At 43.3% G+C, this 17862-nt stretch carries 16 protein-coding genes; 10 read left to right on the forward strand and 6 right to left on the reverse strand.

All coding sequences use genetic code 11. The annotated features are described in order from the left end of the window. Window positions 1-268: 268 nt before the first annotated feature. Entirely contained in the window at window positions 269-2611 is a 2343-nt protein-coding gene (locus ACEW80_RS13680; protein WP_373527107.1) for a cation:proton antiporter, read from the reverse strand. A 108-nt stretch (window positions 2612-2719) separates the two neighbouring features. Between ACEW80_RS13680 and ACEW80_RS13685 the strand changes: the two genes are divergently transcribed. After that, window positions 2720-2962 (forward strand): hypothetical protein, encoded by a 243-nt coding sequence (locus ACEW80_RS13685; protein WP_373527108.1) that lies wholly within the window; start codon window positions 2720-2722, stop codon window positions 2960-2962. Here the strand turns inward: ACEW80_RS13685 and ACEW80_RS13690 are convergent. Next, the gene (locus ACEW80_RS13690; RefSeq protein WP_373527109.1) at window positions 2933-3931 is read right to left on the reverse strand and encodes an SDR family NAD(P)-dependent oxidoreductase; all 999 of its coding nucleotides are present in this window, start codon (window positions 3929-3931) and stop codon (window positions 2933-2935) included. The genes ACEW80_RS13685 and ACEW80_RS13690 overlap by 30 nt on opposite strands. Window positions 3932-4342: 411 nt before the next feature. On the opposite strand from ACEW80_RS13690, the gene ACEW80_RS13695 reads away from it, so the two are divergent. From ACEW80_RS13695 to ACEW80_RS13705, 3 genes are all read left to right on the forward strand, one after another. Continuing rightward, window positions 4343-4711 (forward strand): Crp/Fnr family transcriptional regulator, encoded by a 369-nt coding sequence (locus tag ACEW80_RS13695; RefSeq protein ID WP_373527110.1) that lies wholly within the window; start codon window positions 4343-4345, stop codon window positions 4709-4711. Between the two features lie 140 nt (window positions 4712-4851). Further along, window positions 4852-5217 (forward strand): Lin0512 family protein, encoded by a 366-nt coding sequence (locus tag ACEW80_RS13700; RefSeq protein WP_373527111.1) that lies wholly within the window; start codon window positions 4852-4854, stop codon window positions 5215-5217. A 90-nt stretch (window positions 5218-5307) separates the two neighbouring features. Then, window positions 5308-5646 carry a hypothetical protein gene (locus ACEW80_RS13705; protein WP_373527112.1) on the forward strand — a complete coding sequence of 113 codons (339 nt, stop codon included), beginning with the start codon at window positions 5308-5310 and terminating at the stop codon, window positions 5644-5646. Between the two features lie 168 nt (window positions 5647-5814). On the opposite strand, the gene purH is transcribed toward ACEW80_RS13705, so the two are convergent. Together purH and ileS are read right to left on the reverse strand one after the other, a co-directional pair. Then, on the reverse strand, window positions 5815-7353 hold the full coding sequence (purH, locus tag ACEW80_RS13710; RefSeq protein WP_373527113.1) for a bifunctional phosphoribosylaminoimidazolecarboxamide formyltransferase/IMP cyclohydrolase: 1539 nt from the start codon (window positions 7351-7353) through the stop codon (window positions 5815-5817). Window positions 7354-7499: 146 nt separating this feature from the next. Beyond that, on the reverse strand, window positions 7500-10376 hold the full coding sequence (gene ileS / locus ACEW80_RS13715; protein ID WP_373527114.1) for an isoleucine--tRNA ligase: 2877 nt from the start codon (window positions 10374-10376) through the stop codon (window positions 7500-7502). 119 nt (window positions 10377-10495) lie between these two features. On the opposite strand from ileS, the gene ACEW80_RS13720 reads away from it, so the two are divergent. Both ACEW80_RS13720 and ACEW80_RS13725 read left to right on the forward strand, forming a co-directional pair. Further along, window positions 10496-10705 carry a hypothetical protein gene (locus tag ACEW80_RS13720; RefSeq protein WP_373527115.1) on the forward strand — a complete coding sequence of 70 codons (210 nt, stop codon included), beginning with the start codon at window positions 10496-10498 and terminating at the stop codon, window positions 10703-10705. Window positions 10706-11096: 391 nt separating this feature from the next. Then, window positions 11097-13823 (forward strand): tetratricopeptide repeat protein, encoded by a 2727-nt coding sequence (locus ACEW80_RS13725; RefSeq protein ID WP_373527116.1) that lies wholly within the window; start codon window positions 11097-11099, stop codon window positions 13821-13823. A 310-nt stretch (window positions 13824-14133) separates the two neighbouring features. On the opposite strand, the gene ACEW80_RS13730 is transcribed toward ACEW80_RS13725, so the two are convergent. Further along, the gene (locus ACEW80_RS13730) at window positions 14134-14247 is read right to left on the reverse strand and encodes a type II toxin-antitoxin system ParD family antitoxin (RefSeq protein WP_373527117.1); all 114 of its coding nucleotides are present in this window, start codon (window positions 14245-14247) and stop codon (window positions 14134-14136) included. Between the two features lie 81 nt (window positions 14248-14328). Between ACEW80_RS13730 and ACEW80_RS13735 the strand changes: the two genes are divergently transcribed. From ACEW80_RS13735 to ACEW80_RS13745, 3 genes are all read left to right on the forward strand, one after another. Further along, window positions 14329-14550, forward strand: coding sequence for a hypothetical protein (locus tag ACEW80_RS13735; protein ID WP_373527118.1), 222 nt, complete (start codon window positions 14329-14331; stop codon window positions 14548-14550). Window positions 14551-14740: 190 nt separating this feature from the next. Further along, window positions 14741-15088 (forward strand): hypothetical protein, encoded by a 348-nt coding sequence (locus ACEW80_RS13740; RefSeq protein ID WP_373527119.1) that lies wholly within the window; start codon window positions 14741-14743, stop codon window positions 15086-15088. Continuing rightward, on the forward strand, window positions 15085-15537 hold the full coding sequence (locus ACEW80_RS13745) for a nuclease (RefSeq protein ID WP_373527120.1): 453 nt from the start codon (window positions 15085-15087) through the stop codon (window positions 15535-15537). Before ACEW80_RS13740 ends, ACEW80_RS13745 begins: the two co-directional genes overlap by 4 nt. Before the next feature lie 166 nt (window positions 15538-15703). Here ACEW80_RS13745 and ACEW80_RS13750 read toward each other — a convergent pair whose 3' ends face one another. Next, entirely contained in the window at window positions 15704-16444 is a 741-nt protein-coding gene (locus ACEW80_RS13750) for a Ycf66 family protein (RefSeq protein ID WP_373527121.1), read from the reverse strand. A gap of 217 nt (window positions 16445-16661) precedes the next feature. Between ACEW80_RS13750 and gndA the strand changes: the two genes are divergently transcribed. Beyond that, window positions 16662-17862: NADP-dependent phosphogluconate dehydrogenase (gene gndA / locus ACEW80_RS13755; protein WP_373527122.1), on the forward strand; the 1201-nt coding region annotated here is incomplete at its 3' end.

A 17862-nucleotide genomic window follows, 5' to 3' on the forward strand; every position in this document is an offset into this window, starting at 1 on the left:
TATCGTAGATAGCTTGGCGGAATTTTTCTAGTTGTGTCAGGATCATCGCGTCAATGATTTATCGATTACTTTCATTGACTTTACGGCAGTCAGTGTTACTGCTGACTGCTTTTCTCTAGCCTTTTAGTCCAAAGTCCAGTATGGACTTAAGTAGTAAATTATAAGTATTTCCAGCGATCGCGCTTGTATTTCTTGTTAACGATTGGGGAGGTTTGGCATTTCAGGTGTGCGATCGCTCTTTGATAAACTACAGCCAAATGCGATCGTCTTAATCACACTCCGTCACACTATCCGCAGGCAGAAACTCTTTGAGCGCTTCTGACTCACCAGCTTTCACTACTGGGATAGAAAGGGGTACTGAACTGGCGATCGCAAATAAGTGTTCTAGTTGACTCAGACCTGTCAAACTACCACATAATAATACTTGGTCGCCGACTCGCAAATCCATGCCGCCATCAGGATAGCGGATAAATTTACCATCTCGCCGGATCGCCTGTACCTGTACTCCAAATTGCTTGCTATCTAAATCTGCAAGGGTTTTTCCTAGTGTTGGCGCATCTGCATTGACTGTAACCCACTGGCAAGCACTATTTTCTCCAGGAACAGCAGCTTGTCCCTTAGCTAATTCTGCTAAAGCCGCTAGTTCTTCATCGGCTCCCACTATCAGCAAGCGATCGCCATCTTCCAAAAGAGTTTGATTATTAGGATAATCGATTTCATCGCCGTTAGTGCGGCGAACTGCCATCAAACTCGCTCCTGTAAGGTAGCGCATATCTGCTTCTTCTAAGCTCATGCCAATTAAGGGCGAATCAGATGGGAGAGGATACCAACGCTGATTTAGATCGCGAGTTGCTTGGCGTAAATCACGAGCAACTTCAATAGCAGAACGCTCTGGGCGCAATTCTAAATAATGATCGTTACGGATTTGCTGCATTTCTCGTTGTACCTCAGCTAGTGAGAACAAGCCCAAGCCAGTTAATAAATGAGTTGCCATTTCTAAACTAGCTTCAAACTCTGGTTGCACTACTTCTTTGGCTCCCAATTGATACAGCACCTCAATATTTTTATCCTGGGTAGCACGGACAACTAAATCTAATTCTGGACACAATTCCAAAGCGCGTTTCAAGCAAAGACGGGTACTCATGGGGTCTGGAAGTGCGATCGCCATTCCTTTGGCATGATTCACCCCGGCAGTTTCTAGAACGTGTAAACTCACGCAATTACCATAGACATAAGACACCCCAGCTTCACGCAACTGCTGGATTCTACTCTCTGATTGGTCGATTACTACCACAGGTAGGTGGTGTTGCTGCAACAACTTCACCAGATTTTTACCCACTCGGCCATAGCCACAGACTACTACATGGTCTTTAAAGGGCAAATCTTCCGATACATCCCGCGCCTCTTGTTCTTCTAAATACGGTTTTAACCAAGGCATTGATTCGGCAAAGTTAAATAAAAATGGCACTAACCGCAGGACAAAGGGAGTAAGCATGAGAGTGACTGCGGTGGTTCCCAAAATTAATAAGTATATTTGTCGGGACACTAGCCCTAAAGACTGCCCTTCACTGGCGAGAACAAAGGAAAATTCGCCAATTTGCGCTAGTCCCAAACCGGTGATTATGGCTGTTTTCAAAGGGTAGCCAAACAACTTTACTAGGGGCGTGATAATCAAAAACTTACCTACAAAAACTATTGCCACCAACCCCAAAATCAATTCGAGGTTGTTCCACAAAAACACTGGGTCGATTAACATCCCAATGGCGGCAAAAAATAAACTGGCAAAGATATCTCGCAGTGGTTCGACATAAGTCAGCGTTTGATCGGCGTACTCTACCTCAGAAATCATCAAACCGGCGACAAATGCCCCCATTTCAATGGACAGTCCTAAATGTTCTGTCAACAGGGCAATGCCCAAACATAGAGCTACAACCCCTAATAAAAATAGTTCTTTGCTTTCGGTACGGGCTAGCAGTCGCAACAAAGGCGGTATTAGCCAAATTCCCGCAGCTACAGCCCCAGCCGCAAATAAACCAATCAACAGCAGCGCTGTTAGCACGGCAAGACCAATAGTTTCTGCTGGTTGGTTGAGGGCTGGCACTACTGCTAACATCAGTCCCAGTGCCAAGTCCTGTACTACCAAAATACCCAGCATCACTTGCCCGTGGGGTGTTTCTGTTTCGTTACTTTCCATCAAGCACTTGAGGACAACCGCCGTGGAAGATAAGGACAGAACACACCCCAAAAACATCCCCTTTGCGGGTAAAGCTCCCCAGGCTCCGGTTAATCCGCAGATTACAACTGTGATCAAAATCGTCAGAGCAATCTGTAGTCCACCGCCGCCAAGTGCGATCGCTCTGACTTTCTTGAGTTCTGCAAAGGAAAATTCTACACCTAAAGCAAATAACAAAAAGGCGACACCGAACTGTGCCAGAGTCTCTACTTGAATAACTTCTTTAATTAATCCCAGTCCAGCTGGCCCAATGACTATCCCGCCAATGAGATACCCTAGCAGCACAGGTTGTCGTAAAAGTGCTGCTAGCAGTCCACCACAGGCTGCAACGCCTAGAACTAAAACTAAATCAACAATTAACCTAAAATCTTCTTGCACCAGTTTTAAAAGAACTATTAAGACCTATTAATTCAGGATACAAAGTTTTATATATCTCAAACTGCTTGTTTGGTGAAGGGACGACAGAATTATATTTGGGCATTGGGCATGGGGCAAAGGAGTGAAGAGCAAAGACTCATCCGCGAGTATCAAAGACTCATTCACGAGTATCAAAGACTCATCCGCGAGTATCAAAGACTCATCCGCGAGTATCAAAGACTCGTCCGCGAGTATCAAAGACTCATTCACGAGTATCAAAGACTCGTCCGCGAGTATCAAAGACTCATCTTCTATTCCCCATACTCAATGCCCCATGCCCCATTAAATTTTAGGCGAACTGAGGGCATTTAATAATAGCAGTGACCACGGCACTTTAATATCAGGTATGAGCCATGAGTACTTTCTGAGTATGGGCAATGCAGCCGGCACTACAAAACGCAAAGAACGTAATGATGCAGGACGATGTCTACGACGGGCTACGCCTACGCCATTTTCATCTACAAGATTATATTGTTTAGCCAGTTCAGCAACAATCTGCACACGTCCTGTACGGCGCATTAGATTTGACTCACAAGCAAGTGCAGCGATCGCTCGTCCGGTTAATAAGGGAGTTTCCCAGTTGTAGCGATCGCTGAAAAATGAGCTTTTCTGTTCAGTAACATTAGTTTGATTCATTTCATCAGCAAAATGGGAGAAAAGCTCAGTACCAACAATACCCGGCCAAATTGAAACAGAAGCGACATTATGGGGCTTTAGCTCAACAGCCATATCGGCAGCCAAGCGATCGCAAGCTGCTTTGCCAGCACCATAAGCTGTATTAAAGATATAAGACATACTCCCCCACGAAGAAATGGTGCAAATTAGTCCCTGTTGACGCTTAGTCATCATCCGGGCGGCAAAAATACTCGCAACATAGTGGCTACGAAGACCAACGTTATTGCTAGCATCCCAAAGACTTGGTTCACAATCCCAAAAGGGCTGCCCATAAGCGTCTTTTAATGCCTGGACTCCTGAGTAAGCATTATTCACCAGTAGGTCGAGTTGTCCATTCTGCTCATCTTGAATACGATCAAAAAGCGATCGCACCTGCTGATCATCGCTGTGGTCTACTTGGACGGGAATGCCTACACCACCGACTTCCTCAATGGCTGATTGGGTTTCCTGAAGACTCCCGGAAACCTCATTACTAGAAGAGTTGTTAAAACTGCGACCCGTGACGTATACAGTTGCACCCGCTTCACCGAGACCAATAGCAATTCCTCTACCAATTCCCCGCGTAGCACCTGTTACCAATGCCACTTTACCTTCAAGGTGTTTCATGAACGCTCATTTGTAATTAATCAAGACTTACGCAAACAATAGCTAAAAAGAATGATTTTTAGGTAGGGGCAATTCATGTAGACGCAAAGCGGCTTCCCGCAGGGTATTGCCCTGAGCGCGTGTAGTTTTGCGTAAGTTCTGTTAATGTTTTAACTTCAGAGCATACTTTTCAACCTAAACAGGACTTACGCAAAATTGTCTCAAAAACCTGGTTTGTCGTAGTGATAATTCATGAGTTACCGCTACTTCAGAGCTTTTTTGCATAAGTCCTGCTAAACTTTACTTGAGAATCTATTCAGTAATTATACTGAGACTGAGAGCTAATCAACAGAAAGTAGTATACTTTTCTGAGTTCGCGTGTTGCTTATCCAAAGGTTTCGTCTAAAAACAAAAAATTTAGGGGTTGCTCTAATGTTAAGTCCTGTAGTAACAGTCAGTATCTTTCAAAAACAACCCGACCCTAAAGCCTTTTCAGCAGGTCAAGTCATTTTTGAAGAAGGACAGTCTGGTGATGTCATGTACGGCATTTTAGAAGGAAAAGTGGATATATTAGTCAATAGTAAGGTTGTAGAAACCATTGATATAGGTGAAGTTTTTGGTGTAGCTATACTGGTAGGAGTAAAAAATAGAACTTACACAGCTATTGCCAATGTGGACACTAAACTGGCTTTCCTAAATGAAAAGAAGTTTCTCTTTGCCGTTCAGGAAACACCCATGTTTGCCATCAAGGTGATGAAAAGTTACTCAGAACGTCTGACTCGCTTGCAGCATACACTCTAAAGCAACGAGCGTCCTGCTCGCGGACTCTATGAAATGTCGATGATCGCAGCAGCTATGCTGAGTGCAGTATTTCTTCTGTCTCTTGCCCTGAGCATAGCTGCCTTTGTTGGTGAAAGGTGCAGAATTTACCGGAGATAGCAATGGCGCGTAAACGTTTAATTATTGAGATGGGGATGGGAATAGATCAGCATGGACAAGAACCAACTGTAGCAGCATCTAGGGCAGTACGAAATGCGATCGCTCACAATGCTTTACCGGGGGTTTGGGAAGTTGCTGGTTTAACTGACCCCAATGCCATGATTGTAGAAGTTCAAATAGCAGTCCCATACCCGGAATTAGTCAGGGAAGAGGAGGTACTAGCTGTACTCCCATTTGGTCGCAAAAGCCTGACTGTCGAATCTGGCGGGATGATCGTTCAAGGGCGGGCTATTCCCGAACTCAACGATAAAAATGACGAAATGTTGATTGCGATCGCAGCTGTTACAGTTCTGATCGAAAATGATTAGCTGAGGCTTTACGCTAAACTAAAGAATATTGGGGTAAAAATCTCTGGCAGTAAGTTTAATACACCACTAATCTTTACCACTGCGGCGATAATGTCTCAAGAGCATAACGAATCACTCCAAATTCAGGAGATCACCAAACTCCAACCGAAACACTTTGCTGATTTAATCAGATCAGCACAATTGGTTTTCGATCCCACAGCCGGAGTTTCGGGCAGAAATATCACAGTTGACTGGGAACAATTCGGAATTCCCCATGATGTGGCGGACAATCTCAAATTACTTGGTGAGCAGTACCAATACGCATCTCCTCACATTCCAGTTGAGGCTATTTGGAGTAAATTAACTCCAGAAACTCGTATTTGGTTCGTTGAAAATAAAGATCGGTTGTGGGAGCTTGAAGAAGCTTTCCCAGCCCTTGACGAAGATTAAATTAATTTGTAAAAATAAAAAGCGCTTGGGAGTGTTGCCGTGTTTCCACCCCAGGCGCTCTTTATTTTTAACTTGCTCCTCACACAATAAAAAGATATCACTGCTTCTATCAAAAGGCAAGTATATTGAGTGACACTTTCAAAACTGCACACCTGACGACCAATAGTTTTAGTGTAAAAAGTGACGTATACCAGTTAAGACCATCATTAAACCCAGTTCGTTAGCAGCTTTGATAGAATCTTGATCGCGTAGACTTCCACCCGGTTGAACAATGGCAGTAATTCCGGCTGCTGCGGCTGTTCTGACTGAATCATCAAAGGGGAAGAATCCATCGCTGGCGAGAATTGCGCCTTTGGCTTTTTCTCCAGCTTGTTCTAAGGCAATTTTAACTGAGCCGACGCGGTTCATTTGACCAGCTCCTACACCAAGTGTAGCGCGATCGCTCGTCACAACAATGGCATTGGATTTAAGGTGTTTGCAAACTTTCCAAGCAAATAGCAATTCGGCTAATTCGCTGGCTGTGGGTTGACGTTCGGTAACTACTTGCCATTTACTGCTATCTGCAATGATGTCATCGCTAGCTTGGATAAGAAAACCACCTGCGATCGCTTTGATTATTTCTTTAGAGCCGCTGCTCAAATCTGGTAAAATTAAAACTCGTAGGTTGGATTTCTTGGCCAGAATTTCTTGAGCTTCTGCTTCACAAGCTGGTGCTACGACGCATTCTAAAAATGTTTTGGTTAACTCCCTGGCTGTAGCCGCATCTATCGGACGGTTGAGGGCGACAATGCCACCAAAGGCAGAAATAGCATCGGCGTTTAAAGCTTTTTGGTAGGCTTCGGAAATACTGCTTCCCAGTGCCGTACCACAGGGGTTTGTGTGTTTGATAATCGTTGCGGCTGGGGTATCAGTGAATTCAGCAATAATTCGGCGTGCGGCTTCTAAATCAACTAAGTTATTGTAACTAAGTTCTTTGCCCTGGAGTTTTGTCGCGGTTGTCCATCCCGTTGTATCAGTTTGATACCAGGCGGCGGGTTGATGAGGATTTTCGCCGTAACGCAGAGATTGCAATTGTGTGCCGCTCAGGGTGTACTGTTGTGCCTCTGTGAGGTAAGATGCGAACTGACAAGTCAGCGCTTGCGCTATCGCTTGATCATAGCTAGCAGTGTGTGAAAATCCTTTTAATGCCGCCTTTTGGCGAAACTCTAGGGATGCTTTGCCGTTATTTCGCCGCAATTCCTGCAAATACTCGTCATACTGGGCTGGATCACATAATACTGTGAGATGGGCAAAGTTTTTTGATGATGCCCGTAGCATTGCCGGGCCACCAATATCAATTTGTTCAACAGCTTCAGATAATGTTACCCCTGGTTTAGCAATAGTTTCCTCAAAAGGATAAAGATTTACTACTACTAAATCAATCGGGCGAATTTGGTTATTTTCTAAATCTGTAATATCTTGGGGAACGTCTCGCCGTGCTAAAATTCCTCCATGAATCCGGGGATGTAATGTCTTAACTCGACCACCTAAAATTTCTGGAGAACCTGTGTAATCTGCAACTTTGGTAACTGGTAGTCCGGCATCTTTGAGGGCTTGGGCTGTTCCGCCACTGCTGATTAAATCAAAGTCAAATTCTTCGACTAAGCTACGGGCTAGGTCGATTAAACCAGTTTTGTTAGATACACTCAGCAGGGCTAGACGTGCCATTGAGGAATTCCTTAAAGAGGATGAATGTGTCACGCAGAGGCGCAGAGAGGATAAGGAGTTTTAGATTTCATCCCTTGATTCAGCAACGCCAGAATTTTAAACTGTTACTCTCTGCGCCTCTGCGCCTCTGCGTGAAAAAATCATTTTTAGAATTCTCCGGCTAAGGCTGCAACACAGCGATCGCAAATTAGGGGATGTTCTACTGATTCTCCCACATGGGTGGAGTAGTTCCAGCAGCGATCGCATTTTTTCCCGTCTGCTTTCACTATTCCAATTCCCCACTCTTCTGTTTGTGCGGTATATTCTAATCCTTGCAATCTCTCGGCAGAGTCTAATAATTCTACCTGAGAAGTCAGCAATAAATACCGCAGTTTGTCAATACTGTTACCTTTAACTGGGTTGAAGGCTTTGATGGCATCGCCTAACTGTTTGTGAGATATATAAATTAAAGCTTTCGCTTCCAGGGAAGAACCAATCATTTTTTCTATCCTGGCTTGTTCTAACACCTTATTAACATCGGTGCTCAGTTGTCGCAGTGCTGACCAAAATTCGGCTAATTCAGGATTACGCCATTTTTCCTCTATGTGTATCCAACCGGCTTCAAATACTGATTTGTAAGGTGTTTTGTAGGGGAGATATTGCCAGATATCCTCGGCGGTGTGGCATAATACTGGTGCGATCGCTCTTACTAAGTTTTCTAACGCTATCTTCAGAACAGTTTGACAACTGCGACGGCGGAAAGCATTGGTTGCACTGATGTACAGCCTATCTTTAGCAACATCTAAATAAAAGTTGGATAAATCCACCACGCAGAAATTCTGCACTGTTTGGAAAAAGCGAAAGAATTGGAAACTCTCAAAGGCAACGGTTACTTCCTCAAATACCTCGCTGATGCGGTGCAGCATATAACGGTCAAGTTCTGGTAATTCCTCGAAAGGTACTGCGTCTTTTTCGGGGTCAAAATCATCCAAGCTACCCAACAAAAACCGCGCCGTATTGCGAATTTTGCCTCTGATATCGTTCAGCTGCTTGATGATATTTTTACCAATGCGGACATCGCTGGAGTAGTCTACCGATGATACCCACAACCTCAAGACATCTGCACCGTAAGCCGGTTCTGCTTTTTGATTTTTCCCGCCTTCAATGAATATATTTGGATCAACCACATTTCCTTCTGACTTACTCATTTTACGCCCTTGTTCATCTAAAACAAAGCCGTGAGTTAAGACAGTTTTGTAAGGTGCAATGTCATTCACTGCTACACTGGTAAGCAAACTTGACTGAAACCAACCACGATGTTGGTCTGAACCTTCCAAATACAAATCAGCCGGGTAGTGCAACTCTGGACGCTGCTTGGTTACAGCTGCCCAAGATGAGCCAGAATCAAACCATACGTCCATCGTGTCTGTACCTCTGCGGTAAGACTTACCATTGTTGCGATAGGATTCCGGTAATAATTCCTCAACTGATAATTCCCACCAAGCATCGGAACCAATTTCAGCGATAATTCCTTGAATGTGGTTGATAGTTTCTTCATTCAGCAGGACTTCCCCAGTTTCTTCGTCGTAGAAAACGGGAATGGGTACACCCCAAGCACGCTGACGGGAAATACACCAGTCGGAACGTTCCGCCACCATTGGCGTGATCCGATTTTCACCTTGGGCTGGAATCCATTTTACCGTAGCGATCGCCTTTAATGCTTCTTCTCTAAATCCTTCCACCGAAGCAAACCATTGTTCAGTAGCGCGGAAAATCGTCGGCTTTTTCGTCCGCCAATCATAAGGATATTTGTGTGGGTATGCTTCTTCCTTCAACAAAGAACCAGCCGCCGTCAACGCATCAATCACCGCCTGATTCCCATTACCCAGCACATTTAACCCCGCAAATTGTCCCGCTTCATCGGTAAAATTGCCATTGTCATCCACTGGCGCAAGAATAGGCAAACCATAACGCAGACCAACAATATAATCTTCTTGACCATGACCCGGTGCAGTATGTACCAACCCAGTCCCCGACTCAGTAGTAATATAATCACCACCCACAACAATCGGACTTTCGCGGTCAAACAACGGATGACGGTAAGTAGTATATTCTAAATCCTTCCCCTTAACCGTAGCTTTTACCGTTAACTCAACCCCCAAAGTCGTAGATAACCTCTCCACCAACTCCGCCGCCACAATCAGATACTCAAATCCTCTCTGCGCCTCTGCGCCTCTGCGTGACACCACCACATAATCAAGTTCACCATTCACCGCCACCGCCAAATTCCCCGGAATCGTCCAAGGCGTAGTCGTCCAAATAGCTACACCCAAATCCGGCAAATATTCACCCAACAGTGATTTTACACCCTCCGCCAAACCTGTAACGCTAAAAGCTGCATAAATACTGCGGGAAACGTGACCTTCAGGATATTCCAACTCAGCTTCAGCCAAAGCAGTCTTAGAACTCGGACTCCAGTGAACCGGCTTCAAACCGCGATAGATGTATCCCTTTAAAAACATCTGACCAAACACGCCAATTTGAGCCGCTTCATATTCCGGCTGCATAGTCAGATAAGGGTGTTCAAAATCACCCCAAACACCGTAGCGCTTACAGCTTTTGCTTTGGTCAGCCACCGCTTCTAGTGCAAATTGTTTAGCTTTTTGCCGCAGTTGTAAAGGCGTTAAACTTTGCCGTTCTGCTGGCTTCATATTCTGCAAAACTTTCAACTCAATTGGCAAACCGTGACAGTCCCAACCAGGAACATAGCGAATCTTACGCCCTCGTAGCAGTTGATAGCGATTAATAATATCTTTAAGAATTTTACCTAAGGCATGACCACTATGGAAAGAGCCATTAGCGTAGGGAGGCCCATCGTGTAGTATAAATAATTCGCCGGGGTTATTTTCCGAGAGGCGATCGTAAATTTTATTTTCTTCCCAAAATTTCTGGATTTCCGGCTCCCGCTTGATGGCGTTTGCCCGCATATCAAAGTTAGTCTTGGGTAGGTTGACGGTATCTTTATAATTTCCTGATTCGGTCACAGTCTCATGCCTAAAATTAGGTGTGCAGCTTTGATCAATTATAGAAGATGGCATGAAGCCATGATACAGGTCGTCGCCAATCCCTAGACCTAGCTAATGGAATTCGCGGCTATACAGAATTGACTTTAGAACAAGTTTATGCAGCCATTCTTTACTACTTACACAATAAGCAAGCGGTAGATGCCTACATGACGGATTGGTTAGAGTGGGGCGATCGCATGAGAGAAGAACAACGCCGAAATCCAAACCCAGTTGTACATAAACTACGAAAATTAAAAGCTGAAAAAATGGCGATTCAAACTCATGGCGCTCAAGTATCTCATAGATGAGAATGTTGATTCGGTTTACACATCTAGGAAGTTGTTTTTTTTGAAAAACATCGCCTTTTCATTTTGCTAATGCGAATACTTTTTAATCTATCTTTAGAAAAACTCAAGCTTTGTTAAGAACATCACGATTTTCATTACGAACATCGAAACTGTCGTTAAAACTGCATTTATGGGACTACCTTCATTTGCAACCTTACCTTTTACTCTGCACAAAAGGTAGTTGATAGCTTAACTTTAATTGACATGATCCTTTTGGCTAACACTTAGGCTTAAAAATTACAATAGTTCAATCTACTTTCTAGAGAATTCCTTGAAAGAAGTGATCTCAGATGCCAAATCAAAGTGGGAATAGCTAAAATCTATACATTCATTACAGTATTCCCATTGCCAGATGAGCAATCATATAACTTACATCTCTCGCAAGCAGGCCCAGGAATTTCTAGCCAAATTTACCAAAGCACTGAAATCTCCAGAGTCTAACCCACTGCTGTTTCAAGTTTATGGGTTTGGGGGAGTTGGTAAAACTACTCTACTCAAACAACTAAAACAGACGCACGAATTGCAAGCCGACTTTGCAGAAGTCTCTTTTGGTCTGACAGCAGGTATTGAAACGCCACTGAAGCTAATGGAAAAGCTTTATGAGCTATTACCAAAACCTACCGGACTCTGGCAAAGGGATTTTTTACCTAAACCTGACCCTTTTACATCACTTTATGAGCAGTATCAGGAAACCGTTTACAAGCTGAAAACTGAACCTGTGCAAGGTAAATCAGTTGATACAGAACAACAAAATACGGTTAAAGATTGGTTGGAACTAGGAACAGCCACACTGCTAGCCACAGGTGCAGGCTACTTGGGAGATCACGGAACAGCATTGAGTTTAGGTTTGGATGCTACGGTTAAGGCTGGGGGAATGCTATCAGATGCATCACAGGCACTCAAACCGACGAAAGAGCGTATACAAGAACTGCTGCAACAACATCCAGCAACCAAGAATGACAAAGAGCTTCAGGAGTTGATGCTAGAACCAATACCTAAATTGACTCATGCATTTGCTGATGGGTTGATCCAAAAAGCTCAAAAGCACAAGCGCCTTATTGTACTAATTCTAGATACCTATGAAAAAGCACCGTCAGATATTGACACTTGGCTGTGGCAGTATCTAGTGGAAGATACAACTTTAAAATCTTATCCTGTCCGCATTGTCTTAGCAGGACGACGTTCTGTATTAGAGAAACAAAGTTGGCGGAAGTTGCAGCAGGATCGAGAATTAATCTATGAACAACAATTAGATGAATTCAACAAAGAACAAACTAAAGAATATCTTCAGCATATTGGCATTACTAAATCTGGAGAGATTCAGAAAATACATAAAGCTACTAAAGGCTTACCCTACTATCTCAACTGGATTAGACGAGAGAAAGAAGCAGGTAGAGATATTGACTTTTCCCGTGGCAACCAAGCGATTACTGATCTGCTACTGCAAGGACTAAATGCAAAGCAAAAACAGATAGTACAATTGGCAGCTTGTTGTCGTTGGTTTGATCGGTCGTTGATTCAGCACTTGATGCAAAAACAAGGAATAGATTTTGAAACTGGTGTTCATCCAACTATCGACTGTTTTGATTGGCTGACAAAGTGCGATTTTGTTGAGTTTGTTCAAGGTCACTATCAGCTAGATGATGTGGCTCGTAATGTTTTTCGGCTGTCATTTTTTAATGAGGACAGAACGCGATTTCGTGAAACCCATGAACTGCTAGCCACATATTTTGAGCAACAGGCAAACCAAGAGGTTTCCCCCGATAGACCTGATCCAGAAAAATACAATAACTCTGATTGGCGTCAATACACTGCTGAATTTCTCTATCATGCTCTATTTGCGAGGAGAGATGAAGGTCAGCGTCAATTTCTTTCTTATTTGTTTGCTTCTCGTTATCTTAAGCAAATTGAAGTAGTAATGATTCCTTTCGCCGCAGTTATTGTAGAAGCAACAGTAGAGAATTATCACCTCTTGCCCGACCCAACAGAGAAGTTTCTGAAAAGCATAACCTTGGGCTTTCTATTTAGTTGGATGACGTTACCAAAAGATCCGGCTAAATATGATATTAACTACAAAAATTGGACTGGCCCCTCCAAAGAAGAGATAGAGGCAGCATTAAAACCTTGTTTTACTCAAGTTGACTTTTTGAAAGATGGACTGGGTAAATATGCTGGGCTTTTGTATAAATCCCTAAGAAGCAACCCAAGTCAGCAAAGAGATTTGCTACATCGGGCAACTGAGCAAGCTGAAAAAATTCTAACTGATACTTATCCTGAATTTAGCAGCAGTCTCTTTTTAGATGTGAGTGACTCTCTATATCTACTAGGAGAATATAAAGAGGCTTTAGCAAGCCTTGAAAAAGGCTTGGCAATTAAAGATGACTTCCCCAAAGGTTGGAGTAATTGTAGTGTCTTGCTGATGAATTTAGAGCGTTATGAAGAGGCAGTAAGTAGCTGCGACAAAGCTTTGGCAATTAACGATCAGTACCCCGGAGCATGGCTCAACCGAGGCACTGCACTGATAAATTTAGAGTGTTATGAGGAAGCATTAAGTAGCTATGACAAAGCCTTAGCAATTAAAGATGACTTCCCCGAAGTTTGGCTCAAGCGAGGGGAAGTGCTAATGAACTTACATCGTCATGAAGAGGCAATCGCCAGCTATGATCAAGCTTTGAATATTAAACCCCATGACCCCGATACTTTGAGCAGCCGGGGCTTGAGCTTGAGTTTACTGAGGCGTTATGATGAAGCATTGGCTAACCTCAATGAAGTTGTGAAACTTCAACCAGAATATCCGCTTTGGCGGGCTAATCAGGGCATTGTCCTGGCTCGTGCGGGATGTTACAAAGATTCCCTGGCTAGTTGTGAGAAAGCTTTAGAATTACAAGCTAATGATGAGAGTGGTCATTACGGCAAAGCTTGCTATTTCGCCTTACAAAATGATGTTGATTTAGCCATTGAAAACCTACAACAAGCTATTAACCTTAATCCTTCTCGATGCCGTAGAGAAGCAAGAAAAAACCCTGATTTTGATAGTATTCGGGGCAATGTAAGATTTCAGGCATTGCTGCAAGGTTAAATGAGCAGCTTAAATTTACAAATGAGAGAATTCCAATTAAAAAAAGCTCCAATTTGTAGTATGCGTTAGGCGTACAAGGTAACAATATTGCAAACTAGAAAATAATCCAAAATTTCATCTAAATCTTGGCTTGCTTCTTTGGCAATAAAATATTCCATTATCCTTGAGTCTCACGCGCTTGGCGTAATTTCTCTGCCAGTCGCGCCATCACCACTTCACCATCTACTACATTTCCACGTTCGATAGAAGCAAGCCCAACAGCTATTTTTTTCTGGGTTTCTTCTTCCCATTTCTGATAACCCTTCTCCCATTATTCCAGCAGATTCAATGCTTTAGCAATCACATCTTCAGCATTTTCATATCTACCTGTAGCAATTCGGGTTTGTATAAATTGCTCGTATTCCGCTTTAAGTTGGATGTTCATAATTTTTATCCGTAGCTTAGTTTAAGAGCGTTCTCCAAACTATCCTCTAAAATTTATCTAAATTTATTAAAGTTTTAACTTATGCTTCTTACCGAACTCATACCTCTGCTTAAAAAATTATCCCACACTGATAAACTCTTGCTAATACATTTCTTGGCAGCCGAATTGTTGAAGGAATCAAATTTAGTCCCATTGGATGCTCAAGATAAAGCACCAAGTCTTGGCTTACATGATTCTTTTGAAGCTGCTGCTGTTTTAGCAAAGGCATTAGTAGAGGAAAAAGCCGCAAAACATAGTGGGTAAAGTTAGATTTGCATTTGAAGCTATCGTGACCAAAATCCCGATTTTTATGAAAAACATCGCGGTTTTGTAAAGAATCTTGAAGCTTTTGTGACCAAAATCACGATTTTTATAATTAAATTGCGATTTTCGTGAACAACATCTCGATTTTTATGACAAACATCGCGGTTTTTATGATTAAATCACGATTTTTGTGACAAACATCACGATTTTTGTCACCAAGCATAAAATATGTAATGTCACTCCAAAAAAACTTATGACTTTAACCCTTAACTTGTCACCAGAATTAGAACAGTATCTTGCACAGGAAGCTAAACAGCAAGGACTTTCTGTAGAAACATATACTTTGCAGATTTTGCAAGAATATATTCTGCCAAAAGAGAAACAGTCTAAGTTAGTAAATGTACTTCAGTCTTGGATTGATGAAGATGACGCTGATGAGCAGCAAGAAACAGGAGAATACTTAATTTATACCTTAGATGAGGATCGTTTATCTGATCGTAAACTATTCCCTCTTGAGTTAAAAGGTATAACTTGGTGAGTCAGATTATTCTGTTAAATGCAGGGCCAATCGGTCTAATCACAAACCCAAAGTTATCTGCTGAAAGCCTTGCTTGTACTCAATGGCTGCAAACACTCGTTTCCTCTGGAAGTCGAGTTATAATTCCTGAAATAGCCGATTATGAAGTGCGGCGAGAATTATTACGAGCAAACAAAGTTAAAGGTATTGCTCGCTTAGATGAGTTAAGTCAACTTCTAGAATATCTACCCATTACAACAACTGCAATGCGTCAAGCTGCATTACTGTGGGCAGAAGCTCGTCAGCAAGGACAACCAACAGCTGGTGATAAGACGATTGATGGTGACATAATTTTAGTAGCCCAAGCTTTAACTATTATCGGTGGAGACGTGGCGATCGCCACAACTAATATTAGTCATTTATCTAGATTTATTACAGCCGATTTGTGGCAAAACATTAAAACAACTTGAACACCAGACCAGACGATTAAAATCGCGGCTACCAGAACAAAGCCTACCTCCCCAGGCTACAAAACCATTGATTTTCCGTAGTCCGCGCAGGCGGACTTTGTTTGTGTAGCCGCGACTTCAGTCGTTAGGTGCTAAGGTGCCAGATGTGAGTTGGGTTTCACTCGATTTAACTCGCCTGATTATTTGGCGGTATTTGTTCCGGTGGTACTTCTGCTGGGGGAGCAAGTACCGCATCTGGAGCAATTTCTTCTGCGTGAATCGGTTGCTTGTCCTCAATCTCCGCATCTGCTTGCGCCGCTTCCACTAATTCAGGAGATGGGCGATTTGGGGGAATTGCTTCCGGTACACTCTCGATTTTGGCTTCACTGTCGGTAGTAAATGTCTCCTCTGCTGATTGTTCTGGTGTAGCAGTAGTTTTGTTGATAATCTCAACAGCAGGTTTCTCTGCTAATACAGAGGTAATATTTTCCGGTTTAGGGGTTGTGGGTGGCTTTTTACTGACAGTCTGTTGCACCTTGTCTTTCGCGCCACCGAAGGTACTACCAAGACCTTTTTGCAACTGGCCTAGCCGTTCCTGAAGGGACAACTTATTCACCTGTTGCTGAATGCCAGTTTTCACCGTCTCAGGACTGGGTACTGGGGTTTGTTGTGCCTGTGGGGTCAATTGTCGGCGTAATGATAGAGTTTGCCAGCCAAACCAGACCAAAAGAGCCACACTAGCCACATGACCGAGCAGCAAACCTCCAGAAAGGCGTGGTGCAAACACCCATAAGACTAAAGCGTAGAACAGCCCGACACCACTCCAGACAAAGTCATTCTTGCGGTGGATTTCTGGAAAAAAGAAAGCTGCTATATAAATAGCTAAACTACCAAGACCGACCACCAAAGCTAGGACAAATGCCAGCATTATTTGGTTACTCCTTACTGCGTCCTTTGACTATTTCAATTTTGCAAACTTTGCCAATCAATTGTTGATTTAGATACAATTTAAAATTAATTATCGGTCTTAGTTGTGGATTTTTGTCATTATAATCAACTCTTAAGGTCTTCTTTAGGAGTTCGACGAAAATATCGGACTACCCTTAAAGGTAAAAGGATCTGCAAGAGTTAGCCAGAAATTTTTTATGACACTACAAAGCTTTGGTGTGATTGGATTAGCCGTTATGGGCGAGAACATCGCTCTCAACGTCGAGCGCAATGGCTTCCCAATTGCAGTTTACAACCGCTCCCGCGAAAAAACGGATGCGTTTATGGCGCAGCGCGCGCCAGGAAGGAACGTCAAAGCCGCATTTACTTTGGAAGAATTTGTCGCTTTATTGGAACGTCCCCGCAAAATCCTAGTAATGGTGCAAGCTGGTAAGCCAGTGGATGCGGTGATTGCTCAACTCAAACCCTTGTTAGAGGAAGGCGATATCATTATCGATGGTGGCAACTCTTGGTTTGAAGATACGGAACGACGCACTCAGGAATTAGAACCCGCTGGGCTTCGGTATCTTGGTATGGGTGTCAGTGGCGGTGAAGAAGGGGCGCTAAATGGCCCTTCCCTGATGCCTGGAGGTACAACAAGCTCTTACGAGTTTCTATCGCCTATTTTCAACAAAATTGCTGCCCAAGTCGATGATGGCCCCTGTGTAACCTACATTGGACCCGGTGGTTCTGGTCACTATGTCAAAATGGTACACAACGGCATTGAGTATGGCGATATGCAGCTAATTGCTGAAGCCTACGACTTGCTGAAAAGTGTTGGTGGATTAAACCCTAGTCAGCTACATGACGTGTTTGCTGAATGGAACACCACCGATGAACTCGATTCATTTTTGATTGAGATTACGAAGAATATCTTCCCATATATTGACCCAGAAACAAATCTACCCCTGGTTGATTTGATTGTTGACGCAGCAGGTCAAAAGGGAACTGGACGCTGGACTGTACAAACTGCATTGGAATTGGGAGTTGCTATTCCCACAATTACCGCAGCAGTTAATGCCCGGATTATATCTTCGATTAAAGAGGAGCGGGTAGCAGCATCGAAAGTCCTCACAGGCCCCAGTGGCAAGTATGATGGGCAAACCAAGGACTTTATCAACAAAGTCCGAGATGCTCTTTATTGCTCAAAAATCTGTTCTTACGCTCAAGGGATGGCGCTGCTATCCACAGCTTCCAAGACATATAACTGGAATTTGAATCTGGGCGAAATGGCGCGGATTTGGAAAGGTGGTTGTATTATTCGCGCTCGCTTTTTGAATAAGATTAAGAAGGCTTTTAGCGAAAATCCAGCTTTGCCTAACTTGCTGTTAGCTCCCGAATTTAAGCAGACAATTCTCG

Source organism: Nostoc sp., from assembly GCF_041747015.1.
Classification (GTDB): Bacteria; Cyanobacteriota; Cyanobacteriia; order Cyanobacteriales; family Nostocaceae; genus Nostoc.

Bases quoted from the DNA above. Each gene is read 5' to 3' on its own strand.
- ACEW80_RS13730 (WP_373527117.1), bottom strand. From the start codon at position 14,247: ATGAACATCCAACTTAAAGCGGAATACGAGCAATTTATACAAACCCGA.
- ACEW80_RS13705 (WP_373527112.1), top strand. From the start codon at position 5,308: ATGTCTCAAGAGCATAACGAATCACTCCAAATTCAGGAGATCACCAAA.
- purH (WP_373527113.1), bottom strand. From the start codon at position 7,353: ATGGCACGTCTAGCCCTGCTGAGTGTATCTAACAAAACTGGTTTAATC.
- ACEW80_RS13690 (WP_373527109.1), bottom strand. From the start codon at position 3,931: ATGAAACACCTTGAAGGTAAAGTGGCATTGGTAACAGGTGCTACGCGG.
- ACEW80_RS13725 (WP_373527116.1), top strand. From the start codon at position 11,097: ATGAGCAATCATATAACTTACATCTCTCGCAAGCAGGCCCAGGAATTT.
- ACEW80_RS13695 (WP_373527110.1), top strand. From the start codon at position 4,343: ATGTTAAGTCCTGTAGTAACAGTCAGTATCTTTCAAAAACAACCCGAC.
- ACEW80_RS13685 (WP_373527108.1), top strand. From the start codon at position 2,720: ATGGGGCAAAGGAGTGAAGAGCAAAGACTCATCCGCGAGTATCAAAGA.
- ACEW80_RS13750 (WP_373527121.1), bottom strand. From the start codon at position 16,444: ATGCTGGCATTTGTCCTAGCTTTGGTGGTCGGTCTTGGTAGTTTAGCT.
- ACEW80_RS13735 (WP_373527118.1), top strand. From the start codon at position 14,329: ATGCTTCTTACCGAACTCATACCTCTGCTTAAAAAATTATCCCACACT.
- ACEW80_RS13700 (WP_373527111.1), top strand. From the start codon at position 4,852: ATGGCGCGTAAACGTTTAATTATTGAGATGGGGATGGGAATAGATCAG.